Origin of the sequence: Rossellomorea vietnamensis (genome assembly GCF_008180415.1) — a bacterium.
Classification (GTDB): Bacteria; Bacillota; Bacilli; order Bacillales; family Bacillaceae_B; genus Rossellomorea; species Rossellomorea vietnamensis_C.
This window is the reverse complement of the sequence record NZ_VTEI01000003.1, coordinates 502291-517860: the sequence shown is the minus strand read 5'-3', so window position 1 is coordinate 517860 and position 15570 is coordinate 502291. Positions and strand designations below refer to the sequence as shown.

The window sequence follows — 15570 nt, the reverse complement described above, 5'->3', positions numbered from 1 at the left end:
AGCTATGTCTCTTGAAGGGAGTGAAATCGCGTGCTAACAAACGCATTTGTCCTTGGTGCAGCTGATTTTAACGGTGGAGACATCGTATTCCAGCTTGCCATGTTCATCGTATTGCTAGCGTTGCTGAAAAAATTCGCATGGGGTCCACTCATGGGGATTATGAAGGAACGTGAAGGCCATATAGCAAGTGAAATCAACGCGGCGGAATCCAGCCGTACAGAAGCAAACAACTTGCTTGAAGAACAGCGCCAGCTTTTAAAGGAAGCTCGTCAAGAAGCTCAAACAATGATCGAGAATTCCAAGAAGCAAGGTGACCAGCAGCGTGAAGAAATCATCGCAACAGCCCGCGCTGAAGGTGAGCGCATGAAAGAAGCGGCTAAGCGTGAAATCGAGACGCAGAAAGAACAAGCTGTCACTGCGCTGCGTGAACAGGTTTCATCATTATCTGTCCTTATCGCATCCAAAGTAATTGAAAAAGAACTTAGTGTGGAAGATCAGCAGAAATTGATCAATGATTATATTCAAGAGGCAGGAGAAGAGCGATGAGTAATATTGCAGTAGCAAAACGCTATGCGATAGCTCTTTTCGAAATTGCCAAAGAACATAATCAGTTAGAATCAATTGAAGTGGAGCTTCGCATAGTCAGAACCGTATTCGAAGAAAACAAAGATCTGGATACCCTCCTTGAAACTCCGCGCATCTCCGTAGAGAAGAAAAAGGAAATCCTTAAAGAAGCGTTTTCATCTGCTTCATCTTATGTAATGAATACCCTGATGCTTCTTGTGGACCGTCACCGCGCAGACCAGATCACTGCACTTGTTGATGCATTTATCGAACTTGCCAATGACGAACGCGGGATTGCTGAAGCGAAAGTGTACTCTGTCCGTCCTTTGGATGAAGCAGAAAAAGCAGCTCTGTCTGTGTCTTTCGCGAAAAAAGTCGGAAAAAGTTCATTGCGTATTGAAAACATTACAGACCCAGGCCTTCTCGGCGGCATGAAGCTGAGAATCGGCAACCGCATTTTTGACGGAAGCCTTAAAGGCAAGCTGGAGCGCTTAGAGCGTGAATTAATCCGTAACTAAGACGGGCAGTCCTATTTTAGGACCCTGCATTCATATAAGGGAGTCTCTACATAGAGTTACCCTGACAAAATCCAATGTAACCATAGAGGGGTGAAATTCATGAGCATTAAAGCTGAAGAAATCAGTGCGCTGATAAAAAAGCAAATTGAAAACTATCAGTCAGAAATGAAAGTAAGCGACGTAGGTACGGTAATCCAGATCGGGGACGGTATCGCACGTGCTCATGGCCTCGACAACGTCATGGCTGGAGAGCTTGTTGAGTTTTCAAACGGTGTCATGGGTATGGCACAGAACCTTGAAGAAAACAACGTAGGTATCATAATCCTGGGACCTTACCGCGATATCAAGGAAGGCGATGAAGTTCGCCGTACAGGCCGTATCATGGAAGTTCCTGTAGGTGAAGAACTTATTGGCCGCGTTGTAAACTCACTTGGACAACCAGTTGATGGTCTTGGCCCAATCAATTCTACAAAAACTCGTCCAATTGAAAGTAAAGCAACTGGTGTTATGGACCGTAAATCTGTTCATGAGCCGCTTCAAACTGGTATCAAAGCGATCGATGCTCTTGTGCCAATCGGACGCGGACAGCGTGAATTGATCATCGGTGACCGCCAAACAGGTAAAACATCTGTTGCGATCGATACAATCCTTAACCAAAGAGATCAAGACATGGTATGTATCTATGTGGCTATCGGACAAAAAGAGTCCACTGTGCGTAACGCAGTAGAAACTCTCCGTAAGCATGGTGCGCTTGACTACACAATCGTCGTGACTGCATCTGCATCCCAGCCTGCTCCAATGTTATTCCTTGCGCCATACGCGGGAGTAACAATGGGTGAGGAATTCATGTTCAACGGCAAGCACGTTCTAGTTGTATATGATGATCTTTCCAAGCAAGCTGCAGCATATCGTGAACTTTCACTACTATTACGCCGTCCTCCAGGCCGTGAAGCATTCCCTGGTGACGTATTCTACTTGCACAGCCGTCTACTCGAGCGTGCAGCTAAATTAAGTGATGCGAAAGGTGCCGGTTCAATCACTGCACTTCCGTTCGTTGAAACGCAAGCAGGCGATATCTCTGCTTATATCCCGACAAACGTAATCTCCATCACGGATGGACAGATCTTCCTTCAGTCTGACCTATTCTTCTCTGGCGTACGTCCAGCAATCAATGCTGGTCTTTCAGTATCACGTGTTGGTGGTTCTGCCCAGATCAAAGCAATGAAAAAGGTATCTGGTACGCTTCGCCTTGACCTGGCGGCATACCGTGAGCTGGAAGCATTCGCCCAGTTCGGTTCTGATCTTGATAAAGCGACACAAGCGAAGCTTAACCGCGGTGCTCGTACAGTAGAAGTGCTGAAGCAGGATCTTAACAAACCGATTAAAGTTGAGAAGCAAGTAATGATTCTTTACTCTTTGACTAAAGGGTTCCTTGATGATATCCCTGTTGGAGATGTACGACGCTTCGAGGAAGAATTCCTTAGCTGGTTAGATCACAACCATACTGAGTTGTTAGACCATATCAGAACAACAAAAGGTCTTCCTGAAGATGATGCAATGAAAGCTGCCATCAACGAATTCAAGAAAACTTTTGCCAAGTCTGAATAATTCAAACCGTAATCACAACGGCAGGACGGCGGGGGACCCCGCTTGCCCTGTCGAGTGTTTTTAAGGTAAGGTCCGAACAATAAAAAGGGTGGTGAGAACCAGTGGCATCGTTACGCGACATTAAATCTCGTATAACTTCTACGAAAAAGACAAGTCAAATAACTAAAGCTATGCAAATGGTTTCTGCATCAAAGATGGCCCGTGCTGAAACGAATGCGAAAGCCTTCGTTCCTTATATGGAGAAAATCCAGGAAGTCGTTTCATCGATTGCTCTTGGAAGCACAGACGCATCCCATCCGATGCTAGTCTCCCGCCCCGTTAAAAAAACCGGCTACTTGGTCATCACGTCTGACCGCGGTTTAGCGGGAGCATATAACAGTAATGTTATACGACTTGTCCATAATCAAATCAAAGAACGTCATTCATCCAATGATGAGTTTGCTATAATCGCAATCGGCCGTATCGGCAGGGACTTCTTCCAGAAGCGCGGCTTCAATGTCATTGAAGGCATTACTGGAATCCCGGATCAGCCGAGTTTCTCTGATATAAAAGATATCGCCAACAAAGCGGTAGGCATGTTCTCTGATGGCGCTTATGATGAGTTGTACTTATACTACAACCACTACGTCAGTGCCATTCAGCAAGATGTAACTGAAAAGAAAGTTCTGCCACTGACAGATCTTGATACTTCAGCTAAAATGACATCTTACGAGTTCGAGCCTTCTGCGGAAGATATTTTAGAAGTACTGCTTCCTCAATATGCTGAGAGCTTGATCTACGGCGCATTGCTTGATGGTAAAGCCAGTGAGCACGCTGCCCGTATGTCAGCGATGAAGTCTGCAACGGATAACGCGAAGGAATTGATCAACAGCTTATCTCTTTCTTACAACCGTGCCCGCCAGGCTGCCATCACTCAGGAAATCACCGAAATCGTCGGTGGAGCAGCAGCATTAGAATAAAACTTATAGCGGCTGGAGCATATCCTGCCCAGCCTTTTCTTATAATGGTCGTCAAAAGCTAGATAGGAGGGAAAAAGATGAACAAAGGACACGTTCTTCAAGTAATGGGTCCGGTTGTTGACGTTAAGTTCGAAAACGGTCAACTGCCTGATATCTTTAACGCTCTTGTTGTCAAACAAGAAGCGAAAGCAGATGCTAAAGGCATCAATTTAACACTAGAAGTTGCCCTTCACCTAGGTGATGATACGGTCCGTACAATCGCGATGGATTCCACTGATGGATTGACTCGCGGAATCGAAGTGGCAGACACTGGGGCTCCTATCTCCGTTCCAGTTGGTGATGTCACTCTAGGACGCGTATTCAACGTACTTGGTGAAACAATTGACCTTGATGAAAACATCGACAGCAGTGCCCGCCGTGATCCAATTCACAGAGAAGCACCTAAATTCGATCAACTTTCTACAGAGGTAGAAATCCTTGAAACTGGTATTAAAGTAGTAGACCTTCTTGCTCCTTATATTAAGGGTGGTAAGATCGGACTCTTCGGTGGTGCCGGTGTAGGTAAAACCGTTTTAATCCAGGAGCTTATCAATAACATCGCCCAAGAGCACGGCGGTCTTTCCGTATTCGCCGGTGTTGGTGAGCGTACTCGTGAAGGAAATGACCTTTTCCACGAGATGAGCGACTCTGGAGTTATCAAGAAAACAGCAATGGTATTCGGTCAAATGAACGAGCCGCCGGGAGCGCGTATGCGTGTTGCCCTGACTGGTCTTACAATGGCTGAATATTTCCGTGATGAGCAAGGACAGGACGTTCTTCTGTTCGTTGACAACATCTTCCGTTTCACACAAGCAGGTTCTGAGGTTTCCGCCCTTCTAGGCCGTATGCCTTCAGCGGTTGGTTACCAGCCGACACTTGCAACGGATATGGGTCAATTGCAGGAGCGTATCACTTCCACTAACGTTGGTTCTGTTACATCGATCCAAGCGATCTATGTACCTGCCGATGACTATACGGATCCAGCTCCGGCAACAACTTTCGCTCACCTTGATGCAACAACAAACCTTGAGCGTAAGCTTTCCGAGATGGGTATCTACCCAGCAGTGGACCCTCTTGCTTCGACTTCACGTGCGCTTTCTCCTGAGATTGTTGGAGAAGAACACTACAGTGTTGCACGTCAAGTTCAGCAGACGCTTCAGCGTTATAAAGAACTTCAAGATATCATTGCAATCCTTGGTATGGATGAACTTTCAGATGAAGACAAATTGATTGTATCACGCGCACGCCGTGTTCAATTCTTCTTGTCTCAAAACTTCCACGTTGCTGAGCAGTTCACTGGCCAAAAAGGTTCTTATGTTGAAGTTAAAGATACTGTTCAAGACTTCAAACAGATTCTTGAAGGTAAGTATGACCACATTCCAGAAGATGCATTCCGTCTTGTAGGTCCAATGAGCGACGTACTGAAAGCAGCAAAAGAGATGGGTGTAGAAGTATAATCAGGGACCAGGAGGGAATAAAATGCAGACATTAAAGGTCAATATTGTCACTCCCGATGGCCCAGTGTACGAATCTGAAGTGGAAATGGTAAGCACCAAAGCTCAAAGTGGTGAGCTTGGAATCCTTCCAGGACATATTCCAATGGTTGCTCCATTGCAAATCGGTGCCGTCCGTTTGAAAAATGGCAACGACACTGAGCTTGTAGCTGTCAGCGGCGGCTTCTTGGAGGTCCGCCCTGATCAAGTGACAATTCTGGCGCAATCAGCAGAAAGATCAACAGCGATTGATGTTGAACGTGCCAAGCAAGCAAAAAATCGTGCAGAAACCCGCTTGAATGCGAGCAAGGAAGAAATCGACTTCCGCCGCGCAGAACTAGCCCTTCGTCGTGCAATGAACCGTATCGACGTGCATGAACGCAATTTCTAAAACAACAACAAACCCTAAAAACGCCTCTCCTGACCGGGAAGGCGTTTTTTAGTGCATTAAACCATTAAAAGGGACAGTCCCTCTTCGCGCTGTAAATCGTTAGTGAGCTAAAGGGACTGTGCCCTCTGCACCTTTACAGGTATTAAAGAGCACTGAAATATTTGTAAAATTTGTTTTTGAGAAGTTTAGGTGTGCTACAATAGGGTATATGTCGAAAGTTGCGATATTTTGATGTCGAATTTTTTACATAGATTTATGTGAGGAGTAATGGATATGTTAGAAGGTTTCGGGCAACAAGCCATCACAAACATGCTTGTTCATTTAACATTTATTGCCGTGAGCTTTTGGGCATTGCAAGCTTTGAATTTTGATAAGTTCTTGAGGGCGAATCGGATTTTTCAGGCGAGGCTTCTGTTCATTCTGATGTCAATTGCTTTGGGATCCATAGTGGGGAATTTCTTTCTCGATTATTTAATGTGGTCGCAGCAGCTGCCTTTTATTTTATAAACTGTCACCAATTTGTAAAAAAATAGGTCGTTGTACATGTGTTCAAATACAGCGGGATTGAGTATGCTTTCTATTGTGTGTTTCTTTTCACAAAGCGGATTCCAATATTACATTGACAGCAGAGTGAATGAAACAGTCACAAACTTCTTAGATGAGTCTAAAATATAAAGAGCTAAAGAATATAGTGAGCCTTTGAAATATGTAAAAAGATGACGACAATTCCCAAGTATGTTCCGCCCCTCACAGGAAAGACTGTGAATAAGGGGGAGAGAATATGAAGAAATATACACTTTTACTGTTGGTATTAATTTCGGGGATTTGTTTTACGATTGTAATCAGTGGTAAATACACTAATGCATCCACTCATCCTTTAGATATAGAACGGCTCGCAGATGCGGTTACTGAATCTGACGGACGTATTACTGAATGGTCTCTATATGCAAGAGAAAACTTAAATTTCTCCACGGATAAAGGTTTTACAACTTATGTAGAAAGTATGCAAAAAGAAAATCCGGACTTTCGCTGGGAGTATACCCAAAATAATGAAAGTCTAGAATTAAAAGGTTTAATTGAGCATGCATCCGGGGTAGAGATGATTAAAGTGATAACGACAAAAGATGACAACCACCAATCGTATGTGTTATACGAATTCCGCGGAAACAAATGGGATCATCTTACGAAACAGTCTATTCAAAACCATTATCTTCCTAAATTGAATAATTATTTTGCAGGGGAACCCTTTATTTTCTCTTGTATCAAAGGCGAATTCAGTGATACACTTGACGGTGTTTTATCAAAGCAATCAAACAAGTTACTTTCTATTTTAGATGCGAACGAGATGGAATCATTAAAAGAAAACGATTTTTATTCAATATCAGCTTTCTCAAATAAATTCGAACAATTTGTGCCGACTGATCATCAACACATGAACTTGCAACTAGGCCTGCGGAAAAAAGGAATGGGCACACAGACAACCTTTGTCATTGGCACACCCATCCTTATGGTTGAATATTAATATAGAGAAATTGGACGCGGAGGGGAATACTCTTGGAAAAAATTATCGTCCGCGGCGGCCAGAGTCTTAACGGTACTGTAAAAGCAGAAGGTGCTAAAAATGCTGTTTTGCCTGTGATCGCTGCTACATTGTTAGCTAGTGAAGGAAAGAGTGTCATCAAGGATGTACCTACTCTATCCGATGTATATACGATCAATGAAGTTTTACGTCATTTAAATACAGATGTTTCATTTACTAATAACGAAATCACAGTAGATGCATCCAGAGAGTTATTAGTGGAAGCACCATTCGAATACGTGCGCAAGATGCGTGCTTCTGTACTGGTAATGGGATCTTTGCTTGGCAGAACAGGCCGGGCGCGTGTAGCATTGCCTGGAGGCTGTGCAATCGGTTCAAGGCCGATCGACCAGCATCTTAAGGGTTTTGAAGCAATGGGAGCAAAAGTGAAAGTCGGTAATGGTTTCATTGAAGCTGAAGTCGATGGCGGAAGATTGAAAGGCGCGAAAGTTTATTTGGACTTCCCAAGTGTAGGAGCAACGGAGAACATCATGATGGCCGCTGTACTTGCTGAAGGTACGACCATCCTTGAAAACGTTGCTAAAGAACCTGAGATCGTAGACCTTGCTAATTTTCTGAATAAAATGGGAGGAAACGTCAAAGGTGCTGGTACAGGAACAATCCGTATCGAAGGGGTTGAACGCCTGTATGGTGTCGAGCATAGTATCATCCCTGACCGTATCGAAGCAGGCACGTTCATGGTTGCTGCGGCAATCACAAAAGGAAACGTGCTCGTTAAAGGTGCTATCGCAGAGCATATGTCCTCTTTAGTTGCGAAAATGGAAGAAATGGGCGTTACAATCATTGAAGAGGAAGATGGATTGAGAGTCATCGGGCCGGAAAAATTAAAGCCTGTTGATATCAAAACAATGCCTCACCCAGGCTTCCCGACTGATATGCAGTCACAAATGATGGCTCTATTGCTCTGTGCAGAAGGAACAAGCGTCATTTCAGAAACAGTATTCGAAAACCGCTTTATGCACGTAGAAGAATTCCGCCGTATGAATGCAGATATTAAAATTGAAGGCCGTTCTGTGATCATTAACGGACCTGTGACCCTGCAAGGTGCGGAAGTCGGAGCAACCGATTTGCGTGCAGCAGCAGCATTGACTATTGCTGGTCTTGTTGCAGAAGGATACACTCGTGTAACGGAACTGCAGCACCTTGACCGCGGATATGTTGACTTCCATAAAAAACTGGCAGGAATCGGTGCGGACATTGAGCGTGTGAAAGAAATGGAAGACGAAGTGAACCTTACGTCTGATGAACAAATCATAACAGACCTTAATGCGTAAATAGATATCTTTCAGAAGCTCTGCATCTGCAGAGCTTTTTTCAATTATCAGACTAACATACATAGCCGCTGGAATAAAATAACTTGCCTGCTTCAATGCTCTAAAGCACAAAAAGGGACTGTCCCGCTTTATGCTTTAAAGTGATAAAGCCAGCGTCCTCTTCTTCATTTTTTTCTGCATTTCGTAGTTATAATTGCTTGTCCACTGCCATAGATATGAAGTGAGGTGAAGAAGTTCAGGCTTCTTCGCTTTAATCATTGTTATGGAGGCATCGGACATGAAGCAGTTCAAACCAGTAATCATTACAGTCGCAATCCTAATGGCCGTCACTTTTCTAGTACCCACACTCGTAGTGCTTCCCTTCTCAGATAATAAAGCAAGCAGCCAGCTGGACGAGGAAAGCAAGAAGCCGAAAGAGACCACCTTATTGGAAGATTCAGTGGAGGTCGCTGTCTACAGGTCCAGCAAAGAGATCATTGAAAAGCTTCCATTAGAGGAATATGTCGTTGGAGTCGTGGCGGGAGAAATGCCTGCCGATTTTGAAATAGAGGCCTTGAAGGCACAAGCACTGGCAGCCAGGACATTTATTGTAAATCAATTGATGAATAAAAGCGGAAATGTCCCAGAAGGTGCTGATGTTACCGATACGGTTACCCATCAAGTTTTTAGTAATAATGAAGAGCTTAAGAAGCACTGGGGAGCCGACTATCAATGGAAGATGGAAAAAATCGCGAAAGCAGTACTGGAGACCAAAGGAAAGATCCTGACGTATGAAGGTAATCCGATTGATGCGGCTTTCTTTTCTACAAGCAATGGCTTTACAGAGAATTCCGAAGCCTACTGGCCAAATGCTGTACCTTATTTAAAAAGCGTAGAAAGTCCATGGGATGCAGATTCACCGAAATTCAACTCCCAGAAGGTCGTACCGGTCACTGAATTTCAGGAAAAGCTAGGCATCAGTCTTGCAGGAGATGGATCCGTGGGCACCATAACTGATAGAACACCCGGTCAGCGAGTTGGGGGTGTTGTGATCAACGGCAAGGAATTCACCGGACGGGAAATTCGTGAAAAGCTCGATTTGCGTTCTTCTGACTTCACCTGGTATCGAAAAGGCGACCATATCGTCATCACCACTAAAGGGTTCGGGCACGGAGTCGGCATGAGCCAATATGGAGCAAATGGGATGGCAAAGGAAGGCAAAAGCTTTGAGGAAATTGTCACTCATTATTATAAAGATGTTAAAGTAAGTTCTTCGGATACAATCTTAAAGCAGTTTACGGCTAAAAAGTAAGCAAGAAATAACTTTGCATTTTCAACTTGTATCCGGAGTTAGGCTTTCCGTTCCAGATGCGCGACTCCGAGGGGCTAGGCGGTGGAACTAGACGACCGCTAGTCCCGCAGGAGGTCGCACACCTTCCGATTCAATCCTGCAAAGTATGTAATTAGGTCTAACTTAAAAAATTTATATTTACCTGCAAACTTTATCTGTATCTCACATAAGGGGCCACTCACTTAAATAGTACCTGTTACTTCGATAAAACAGATAACATGTCCTAGTAATTGATGTTGTATGAATTGAGAAATAAATGTTGTGAATATAATATCAACTTGTAAAGGATAATTAATGAAAAAAGCGTGCCAGCAAAATTCGCCGGCACGCTTCTTTATTTATCTGCTAACCATTTAATTTTACCCGTACTTTCTCCATCCCCCGTGCGATCGCATGATTCTTATTTCTGAAATATGTCCGATTGACAATCAGCAAACAAACAGCTACTCCGAAAAGGTCCTTTGCTGCATCAATCAGGGTAGCGGAACGATAAGGGACAAAGGATTGATGGATTTCGTCTGTAAGGCCATAGAAGCCGGCTGCCAGGGCAGCAGCAAAGCTTGCGGCATATGTCAGACGGTCATGTGCCAGTAAGGCAAGGATGAATAAGACATACAGGATCGCAAATTCTACGAGATGAAGAGATTCTTTGAATGTACGGTCAAACCACTCATCATCCATTTTGATGACCATATCTGCAGGATTGCTCGACATAAACCAAATTAAAGCCATATATATAAATGGGGCTGCCGTCAGTGCCCATTTAACGATTCTTAACATGAGAAAATCCTTCCTGTAGAAAATATTCTTCTTGTTATTTTACCATTAACCCAGCTTTCTTCCATATCAAAAAAGAAAATGTGATAAAACATACATATTTATAAATGCTTTGTCGAATGATAAGAAGTAAAATTTTTTTTCAAGAGAATGTATATATTACTTTCAAAGTGTTCAGAATGATTGCTGAGGTGATGGAAATGAGAGAGGAAGAAAAGAAACGACCTTCTCAGAAATTCTTTAGTAAACGCTGGGCATACCCGGCAATGTATTTGGCAAGTGCAGCAATCATTATTACAGCAATCCTTTGGTATCAAGCAGCTGGAAATGATGTTGCAGAAGATCAAGAACTTGGTTATGAAGAGGATGTTCAAACGGGTAACGAGTTTGACCGTCCAGCAGTCGAAGTCAACCGGACAATGGAAAATTTCGTAATGCCAGTAGCTGATGAAAATGAAGTGGTCATCGAAAAAGGATTCTACGATGCTAACGCTTCAGAACAAGAGCAAGAAGCAGCTTTGATTGTGTATGACAATCAGTATCATCCAAACCAAGGTATCGACATTTCACTTGGCGGAAAAGACTTTGATGTACTTGCTGCAATGAGCGGCACAGTCACAAAAGTCCAAGAAGATTCTCTGCTAGGAAACATGATCGAAGTAGAGCATGACAAAGGAATTGTCACTCGTTACCAATCAGTCAAGGACTTCGCGGTTGAAGTAGGCGATACTGTAGAGCAAGGACAAAAACTTGCAGCAGCTTCCCAAAGTTTGTTCAATGAAAAAGCTGGAGTACACGTACACTTTGAAATCCGTAAAGATGAAGTTGCTGTTAATCCACAAGAATATGTTAATAAGTCTCTAGCTACACTTCAAGAAGTATCTTTTGATGAGAAGCAATCAGATGTTGATGCACAAGCTGATGATCAAGCAGAAACAGACGTTCCGGATGCTGCCGACAGTCAAAGTGAAGATGGTGCTGAAGAAGAAGGTTCAGAAAGTACTCAAAGTGAAGAAGGTTCAGATTCCGCTGAAGAAGAAAACGGAACTGAAGACACTGACGCTGAAGAAAACGCTGATCAAGGCACTGACGAAGGAACAGAAGATAGCGGTTCTGAAGAAGAATAAAATAACAAAGGGTTGCCCGATATATGGGCAATCCTTTTTTTGAGGAGGCTCTTTTCCTACTTTGCTGCTATTTATCATTAAATGCTTAGATATCGCTTAAAATCACCAGAAACAATGGGAAGAAAGAAAAGAGCTGCACTCTCTGGTAAGAGAGGAATACCTCAGTATCCAGGGAAAAATCCGACACTTGGGATTTTTCCTAAAGCATCAATATATACAAAAACAGCCTTGTTGTTTAAACCTTGCCAAGAATGACTGAGGAGGAAATTGTCTTCTTGAAAAAATTTCCGGGGAAATTCGACTTCAGAAATACTTTCTAAATAAAACGTTTTGTCCACTATGAATCATTATTACTTCTGAATAAAGATATATCAGAAAAACACCGAATGCTTTTAAAGCACCTATAAAGCAATTCATGTCACATGAAACTACTTGACCAAATTACATAAACTGTTAATAATGACTCTATGAATAAATATTCTGAAAATTTAATAATATCTTTAGGGGTGTTAAGACAAGAAGGAGGGTTTGAGTTGCTTTTATATCTTAGTTTCATTCTAATAACCGGAGTGTGCCTGGTGCTCGCTCTGAAAAAAAGAAAAGTTGTTTTCCTGGCCATCCCATTCCTCTCACTGTTTGGATATGGAGCTGCCCAAGTGATACTCGTCCCATTGCCATTCATTGATACGGTTAAATTCATTTTCAGCTTATCTTAAAAGGAGGATGGAACATGAAGAAAATTGAAAAGGCCGCAGCAGATCAATATTTCAAAGAAAAAAACCGGTATACCGCCATTTATTTAATTATTGGGTTACTCTCATCATTCGGGGTTGTGCTATTTGCTGACAGCCTGACGGACCTGACGATCAACGGCTATCCCTTCCATTACTTTATGGGGGCACAAGGCGCCATCGTCATCTTTATCATCCTGCTCTTTGTAAATGCGCGGGTCAGCGATTCCATTGATAAAAAATACGGCATCGATGAAAGCAAGAATGAGAGTCTGAGTTATGGTAAAACGCTGGATCATTGAATTATGGGCGGTTTCATTTTGAGTGCATGGCTTATATTGAACAGTGAACCCGCCTTGAGCGGTAAGTTTGAAGCAGCGAAACGGAAGGGGAATCAGATCACAGAATCGAATGGATCAGCTTTATTCTCGGCGGCTCTTTTAAAAAGGCTCTTTTCGTAAACTTTGTTGCTATTTGATACTAAATCCAAATAAATAACCCTAATTCACGAGTATAACTCGTAAACAGGAAAAGAAAAGAGCTGCGCTCCTCGTTTAGAAAGTAATACCTCAATATCCATGGGAAAAATCCGGCTCTTGGGATTTTTCCGAAAGCAACAATTTATGCGAAAACAGCCTTTAAAAAAATGTAAGCGTTTTATAGAGCGCGTTAATTTTAAAGAAAGATAAGGGGGACCAAAATGGATCTGCAGTTTATTGTGTCTACTGCCATTATTATTGCTACATTTGCTCTTTATATCGGTATTGCAGTGTATAACAAAGCAAAGGTAACTTCTGATTTTTATGTAGCGGGACGAGGGGTTCCGCCGGTATTTAACGGAATGGCCATCGGTGCCGACTGGATGAGTGCCGCTTCCTTCATTGGTTTGGCTGGCACGGTCATGATTCTTGGATATGACGGTCTCGCCTACATCATGGGATGGACAGGAGGATACCTTTTACTGACATTCCTGCTGGCACCTCAGCTCCGTAAATACGGACGCTATACGGTTCCAGAATTTATCGGGGACCGGTACAACAGCCATACGGCACGTGTTATTGCTGCTCTTTGTACCATTATCATTTCTTTCACCTATTCGATCGGCCAATTGTCGGGCTCCGGGGTCGTCATCGGGAGGCTGTTTGAAATTGATGCCAAGGTAGGTACCATGATTGGGGTCGTCTTGATTGCTTTCTACGCGGCCTTTGGCGGGATGAAGGGAATCACGTGGACACAAGTTGCTCAGTATATCATTCTGATCATCGCCTATCTTGTGCCTGTTATCTTCATGAGCTTGCAGTTGACGAATAATCCGCTTCCCTGGATTTCCTATGGAGAGCTTATCGGCAAAATGGGGGAGCTTGACCGGGAACTTGGCATTTCAGAGTATTTTGCTCCGTTTACGAATGGAACCAAGTGGCAGTTCATGGCCCTTATGTTCACATTGATGGCTGGTACAGCGGGGCTTCCGCATGTTATTGTCCGATTTTACACGGTATCAACAATGAAAGCAGCACGCTGGTCCGGGGCATGGGCTTTATTGTTCATCGGTCTTCTTTATCTTTCAGCTCCAGCTTATGCGGCGTTCTCACGTTTCATTTTGATGACAAAGGTAGCCGGACAAAGAATCAGTGAGCTTCCGAGCTGGACAACATCGTGGGTGGATACGGGTAAACTCCAGATTGCCGATGGTAACGGAGATGGAATCCTTCAGTGGTCGGAACTTGTGATTTCCAACGATATTGTTGTTATGGCTACTCCGGAAATTGCGAATCTGGGTGTCTTTGTCATCGGACTTGTGGCTGCTGGTGCCATGGCTGCAGCATTATCGACAGCAGGCGGATTGATGATGGCGATTTCTTCATCGTTTGCTCATGATATTTATTACAGAGTTTTCAAGCCGGAATCAACAGACAAGAACAGGCTGGCGGTTGCGCGATGGACGATTGTCATTGCTACCGTGCTTGCCGGCTTGGTGGCGTTGAACCCGCCGGGAGTGATCACGCAAATCGTTGCCTGGGCCTTCGCGCTGGCTTCAGGAACCTTCTTCCCTGCTCTGGTCCTTGGGGTCTGGTGGAAGCGTTCGAATGCCGCAGGGGTCATCTCAGGGCTTCTGGTCGGCCTGGGAGTCACACTAACTTATATCTTCTTAGCAAGAGAAGGAATGACCTTGTTTGGCATAATCGATACGGGAGCAGGTGTATTCGGTGCACTTGCCGGATTCCTAACGAACATTATCGTCTCTCTATCTACTAAAGCACCATCGCAAAAACTCCAGGAAGAAGTGATCGATCTCCGTTACCCTGAACAGATGACATTCAAGGACGGCGAAGTCTGGATCAATGACGATGCAACCTTCAATAAATAAGAAAAGTGAAGCAGGCTGTACTCCTTCATCCCCTATTTGCCGGGATGGAAAGGGGTGCAGCCCTTTCGCTTATAAAACGGGAAATTTATTGAAGGCCAAGAAGGGAGAAACATTTTTAAAAAAAGTGGAGAAAAGCGCTGCGGCATTCATCTGGTCATAGAAGGCAAAGCAAAAGTGTATGTAGAGAGGGAGAGCGGCAGGCAGGAAGTCCTTGAAATGATCGAATCAGGTGAGGCAGTGGGCCTTTCAAGTATCGATCAGCTGCTTTCGGAAAAAGAAATGCTTTCCATTGCATACCATTATCAAGGGTGCCAAGTAACCAATCAAGATCATGTATCTTTGACTGTCAGCATTTGAAGGGCAAGGTTTTTTCGTTTGTGTTCACTTGTTGAGAACAGCCCAGGAGCTCGAAACAAGGATCTACCCCCCGGCACAGGGCGGTCAATGAGCATTGACAACCGCCTATCTGGACGACAGCAAGGAAGCGTAATGGCAAATGATTGAATGGCCTTACAGACAGATGGTGAAGCCTTTGTGTCCTCTTCAGAAATTCCATTAAGCTCCATTATTTCCCGAGAAATTTGTCGATGCGGAATGATCAGTGTTTGAAAAGTGTATTCCTTTAATACTTTATATCCTTTTACTTTAACGGCTCCAATTCCAGCAGCCGGTCCATCCCATTAATATAAAAGTGTTTAATTCTGGGATTCAATAAATAAAGCCAGCAAGTCTCTGCTGCTTTGACCTCCACAATAAGAGCTGCTGATCTTAAGGAAAGACAGAGGAATATC

17 protein-coding genes are annotated in these 15570 nt (G+C 43.7%); 15 read left to right on the top strand and 2 right to left on the bottom strand.

Annotation, left to right across the window (positions count from 1 at the left end):
* The first annotated feature begins 30 nt into the window (after positions 1 to 30).
* The 10 genes from FZC78_RS08600 to spoIID all read left to right on the top strand — a co-directional run bounded on the left by FZC78_RS08600 (position 31) and on the right by spoIID (position 9737).
* A complete protein-coding gene (locus tag FZC78_RS08600) occupies positions 31 to 546 on the top strand; it encodes a F0F1 ATP synthase subunit B (RefSeq protein WP_148939289.1) in 516 nt (171 codons plus the stop codon).
* Positions 543 to 1082 carry a F0F1 ATP synthase subunit delta gene (locus tag FZC78_RS08595; protein WP_148939288.1) on the top strand — a complete coding sequence of 180 codons (540 nt, stop codon included), beginning with the start codon at positions 543 to 545 and terminating at the stop codon, positions 1080 to 1082. The genes FZC78_RS08600 and FZC78_RS08595 overlap by 4 nt, the downstream gene beginning before the upstream one ends.
* A gap of 99 nt (positions 1083 to 1181) precedes the next feature.
* Entirely contained in the window at positions 1182 to 2690 is a 1509-nt protein-coding gene (gene atpA / locus FZC78_RS08590) for a F0F1 ATP synthase subunit alpha (RefSeq protein WP_148939287.1), read from the top strand.
* Between the two features lie 101 nt (positions 2691 to 2791).
* A complete protein-coding gene (locus FZC78_RS08585) occupies positions 2792 to 3649 on the top strand; it encodes a F0F1 ATP synthase subunit gamma (RefSeq protein ID WP_148939286.1) in 858 nt (285 codons plus the stop codon).
* Positions 3650 to 3726: 77 nt separating this feature from the next.
* Positions 3727 to 5145, top strand: a complete 1419-nt coding sequence (gene atpD / locus FZC78_RS08580; protein WP_148939285.1) for a F0F1 ATP synthase subunit beta — start codon at positions 3727 to 3729, stop codon at positions 5143 to 5145.
* Between the two features lie 22 nt (positions 5146 to 5167).
* Positions 5168 to 5572 (top strand): F0F1 ATP synthase subunit epsilon, encoded by a 405-nt coding sequence (locus tag FZC78_RS08575; RefSeq protein WP_148939284.1) that lies wholly within the window; start codon positions 5168 to 5170, stop codon positions 5570 to 5572.
* A 273-nt stretch (positions 5573 to 5845) separates the two neighbouring features.
* Entirely contained in the window at positions 5846 to 6079 is a 234-nt protein-coding gene (locus tag FZC78_RS08570; protein WP_148939283.1) for a DUF1146 family protein, read from the top strand.
* Positions 6080 to 6353: 274 nt separating this feature from the next.
* Positions 6354 to 7094, top strand: a complete 741-nt coding sequence (locus FZC78_RS08565; protein WP_148939282.1) for a YwmB family TATA-box binding protein — start codon at positions 6354 to 6356, stop codon at positions 7092 to 7094.
* Positions 7095 to 7126: 32 nt separating this feature from the next.
* Positions 7127 to 8446 (top strand): UDP-N-acetylglucosamine 1-carboxyvinyltransferase, encoded by a 1320-nt coding sequence (gene murA, locus FZC78_RS08560; protein WP_148939281.1) that lies wholly within the window; start codon positions 7127 to 7129, stop codon positions 8444 to 8446.
* Positions 8447 to 8723: 277 nt separating this feature from the next.
* Positions 8724 to 9737, top strand: a complete 1014-nt coding sequence (gene spoIID, locus FZC78_RS08555) for a stage II sporulation protein D (protein WP_148939280.1) — start codon at positions 8724 to 8726, stop codon at positions 9735 to 9737.
* A gap of 384 nt (positions 9738 to 10121) precedes the next feature.
* Here spoIID and FZC78_RS08550 read toward each other — a convergent pair whose 3' ends face one another.
* Complete coding sequence (locus FZC78_RS08550; RefSeq protein WP_148939279.1) at positions 10122 to 10556, bottom strand: VanZ family protein; 435 nt, start codon at positions 10554 to 10556, stop codon at positions 10122 to 10124.
* Positions 10557 to 10753: 197 nt separating this feature from the next.
* On the opposite strand from FZC78_RS08550, the gene FZC78_RS08545 reads away from it, so the two are divergent.
* From FZC78_RS08545 to FZC78_RS08525, 5 genes are all read left to right on the top strand, one after another.
* Positions 10754 to 11680 (top strand): peptidoglycan DD-metalloendopeptidase family protein, encoded by a 927-nt coding sequence (locus FZC78_RS08545; protein ID WP_252183555.1) that lies wholly within the window; start codon positions 10754 to 10756, stop codon positions 11678 to 11680.
* Between the two features lie 533 nt (positions 11681 to 12213).
* On the top strand, positions 12214 to 12396 hold the full coding sequence (locus FZC78_RS08540) for a hypothetical protein (protein WP_148939277.1): 183 nt from the start codon (positions 12214 to 12216) through the stop codon (positions 12394 to 12396).
* Between the two features lie 14 nt (positions 12397 to 12410).
* Positions 12411 to 12713, top strand: coding sequence for a DUF4212 domain-containing protein (locus FZC78_RS08535; protein WP_148939276.1), 303 nt, complete (start codon positions 12411 to 12413; stop codon positions 12711 to 12713).
* Between the two features lie 398 nt (positions 12714 to 13111).
* Positions 13112 to 14779 (top strand): sodium:solute symporter family protein, encoded by a 1668-nt coding sequence (locus FZC78_RS08530; protein ID WP_148939275.1) that lies wholly within the window; start codon positions 13112 to 13114, stop codon positions 14777 to 14779.
* A gap of 174 nt (positions 14780 to 14953) precedes the next feature.
* Complete coding sequence (locus tag FZC78_RS08525) at positions 14954 to 15136, top strand: hypothetical protein (protein ID WP_148939274.1); 183 nt, start codon at positions 14954 to 14956, stop codon at positions 15134 to 15136.
* Here FZC78_RS08525 and FZC78_RS24740 read toward each other — a convergent pair.
* The gene (locus tag FZC78_RS24740) at positions 15109 to 15438 is read right to left on the bottom strand and encodes an exonuclease domain-containing protein (RefSeq protein ID WP_148939520.1); all 330 of its coding nucleotides are present in this window, start codon (positions 15436 to 15438) and stop codon (positions 15109 to 15111) included. The two genes, FZC78_RS08525 and FZC78_RS24740, sit on opposite strands and share 28 nt — an antisense overlap.
* Between the last annotated feature and the right edge of the window lie 132 nt (positions 15439 to 15570).

Coding starts and splice junctions, on each gene's coding strand:
- FZC78_RS08550 (WP_148939279.1), bottom strand. CDS start 10,556: ATGTTAAGAATCGTTAAATGGGCACTGACGGCAGCCCCATTTATATAT.
- atpD (WP_148939285.1), top strand. CDS start 3,727: ATGAACAAAGGACACGTTCTTCAAGTAATGGGTCCGGTTGTTGACGTT.
- FZC78_RS08570 (WP_148939283.1), top strand. CDS start 5,846: ATGTTAGAAGGTTTCGGGCAACAAGCCATCACAAACATGCTTGTTCAT.
- FZC78_RS08535 (WP_148939276.1), top strand. CDS start 12,411: ATGAAGAAAATTGAAAAGGCCGCAGCAGATCAATATTTCAAAGAAAAA.
- FZC78_RS08530 (WP_148939275.1), top strand. CDS start 13,112: ATGGATCTGCAGTTTATTGTGTCTACTGCCATTATTATTGCTACATTT.
- FZC78_RS08545 (WP_252183555.1), top strand. CDS start 10,754: ATGAGAGAGGAAGAAAAGAAACGACCTTCTCAGAAATTCTTTAGTAAA.
- atpA (WP_148939287.1), top strand. CDS start 1,182: ATGAGCATTAAAGCTGAAGAAATCAGTGCGCTGATAAAAAAGCAAATT.
- spoIID (WP_148939280.1), top strand. CDS start 8,724: ATGAAGCAGTTCAAACCAGTAATCATTACAGTCGCAATCCTAATGGCC.
- FZC78_RS08595 (WP_148939288.1), top strand. CDS start 543: ATGAGTAATATTGCAGTAGCAAAACGCTATGCGATAGCTCTTTTCGAA.
- FZC78_RS08565 (WP_148939282.1), top strand. CDS start 6,354: ATGAAGAAATATACACTTTTACTGTTGGTATTAATTTCGGGGATTTGT.
- FZC78_RS08575 (WP_148939284.1), top strand. CDS start 5,168: ATGCAGACATTAAAGGTCAATATTGTCACTCCCGATGGCCCAGTGTAC.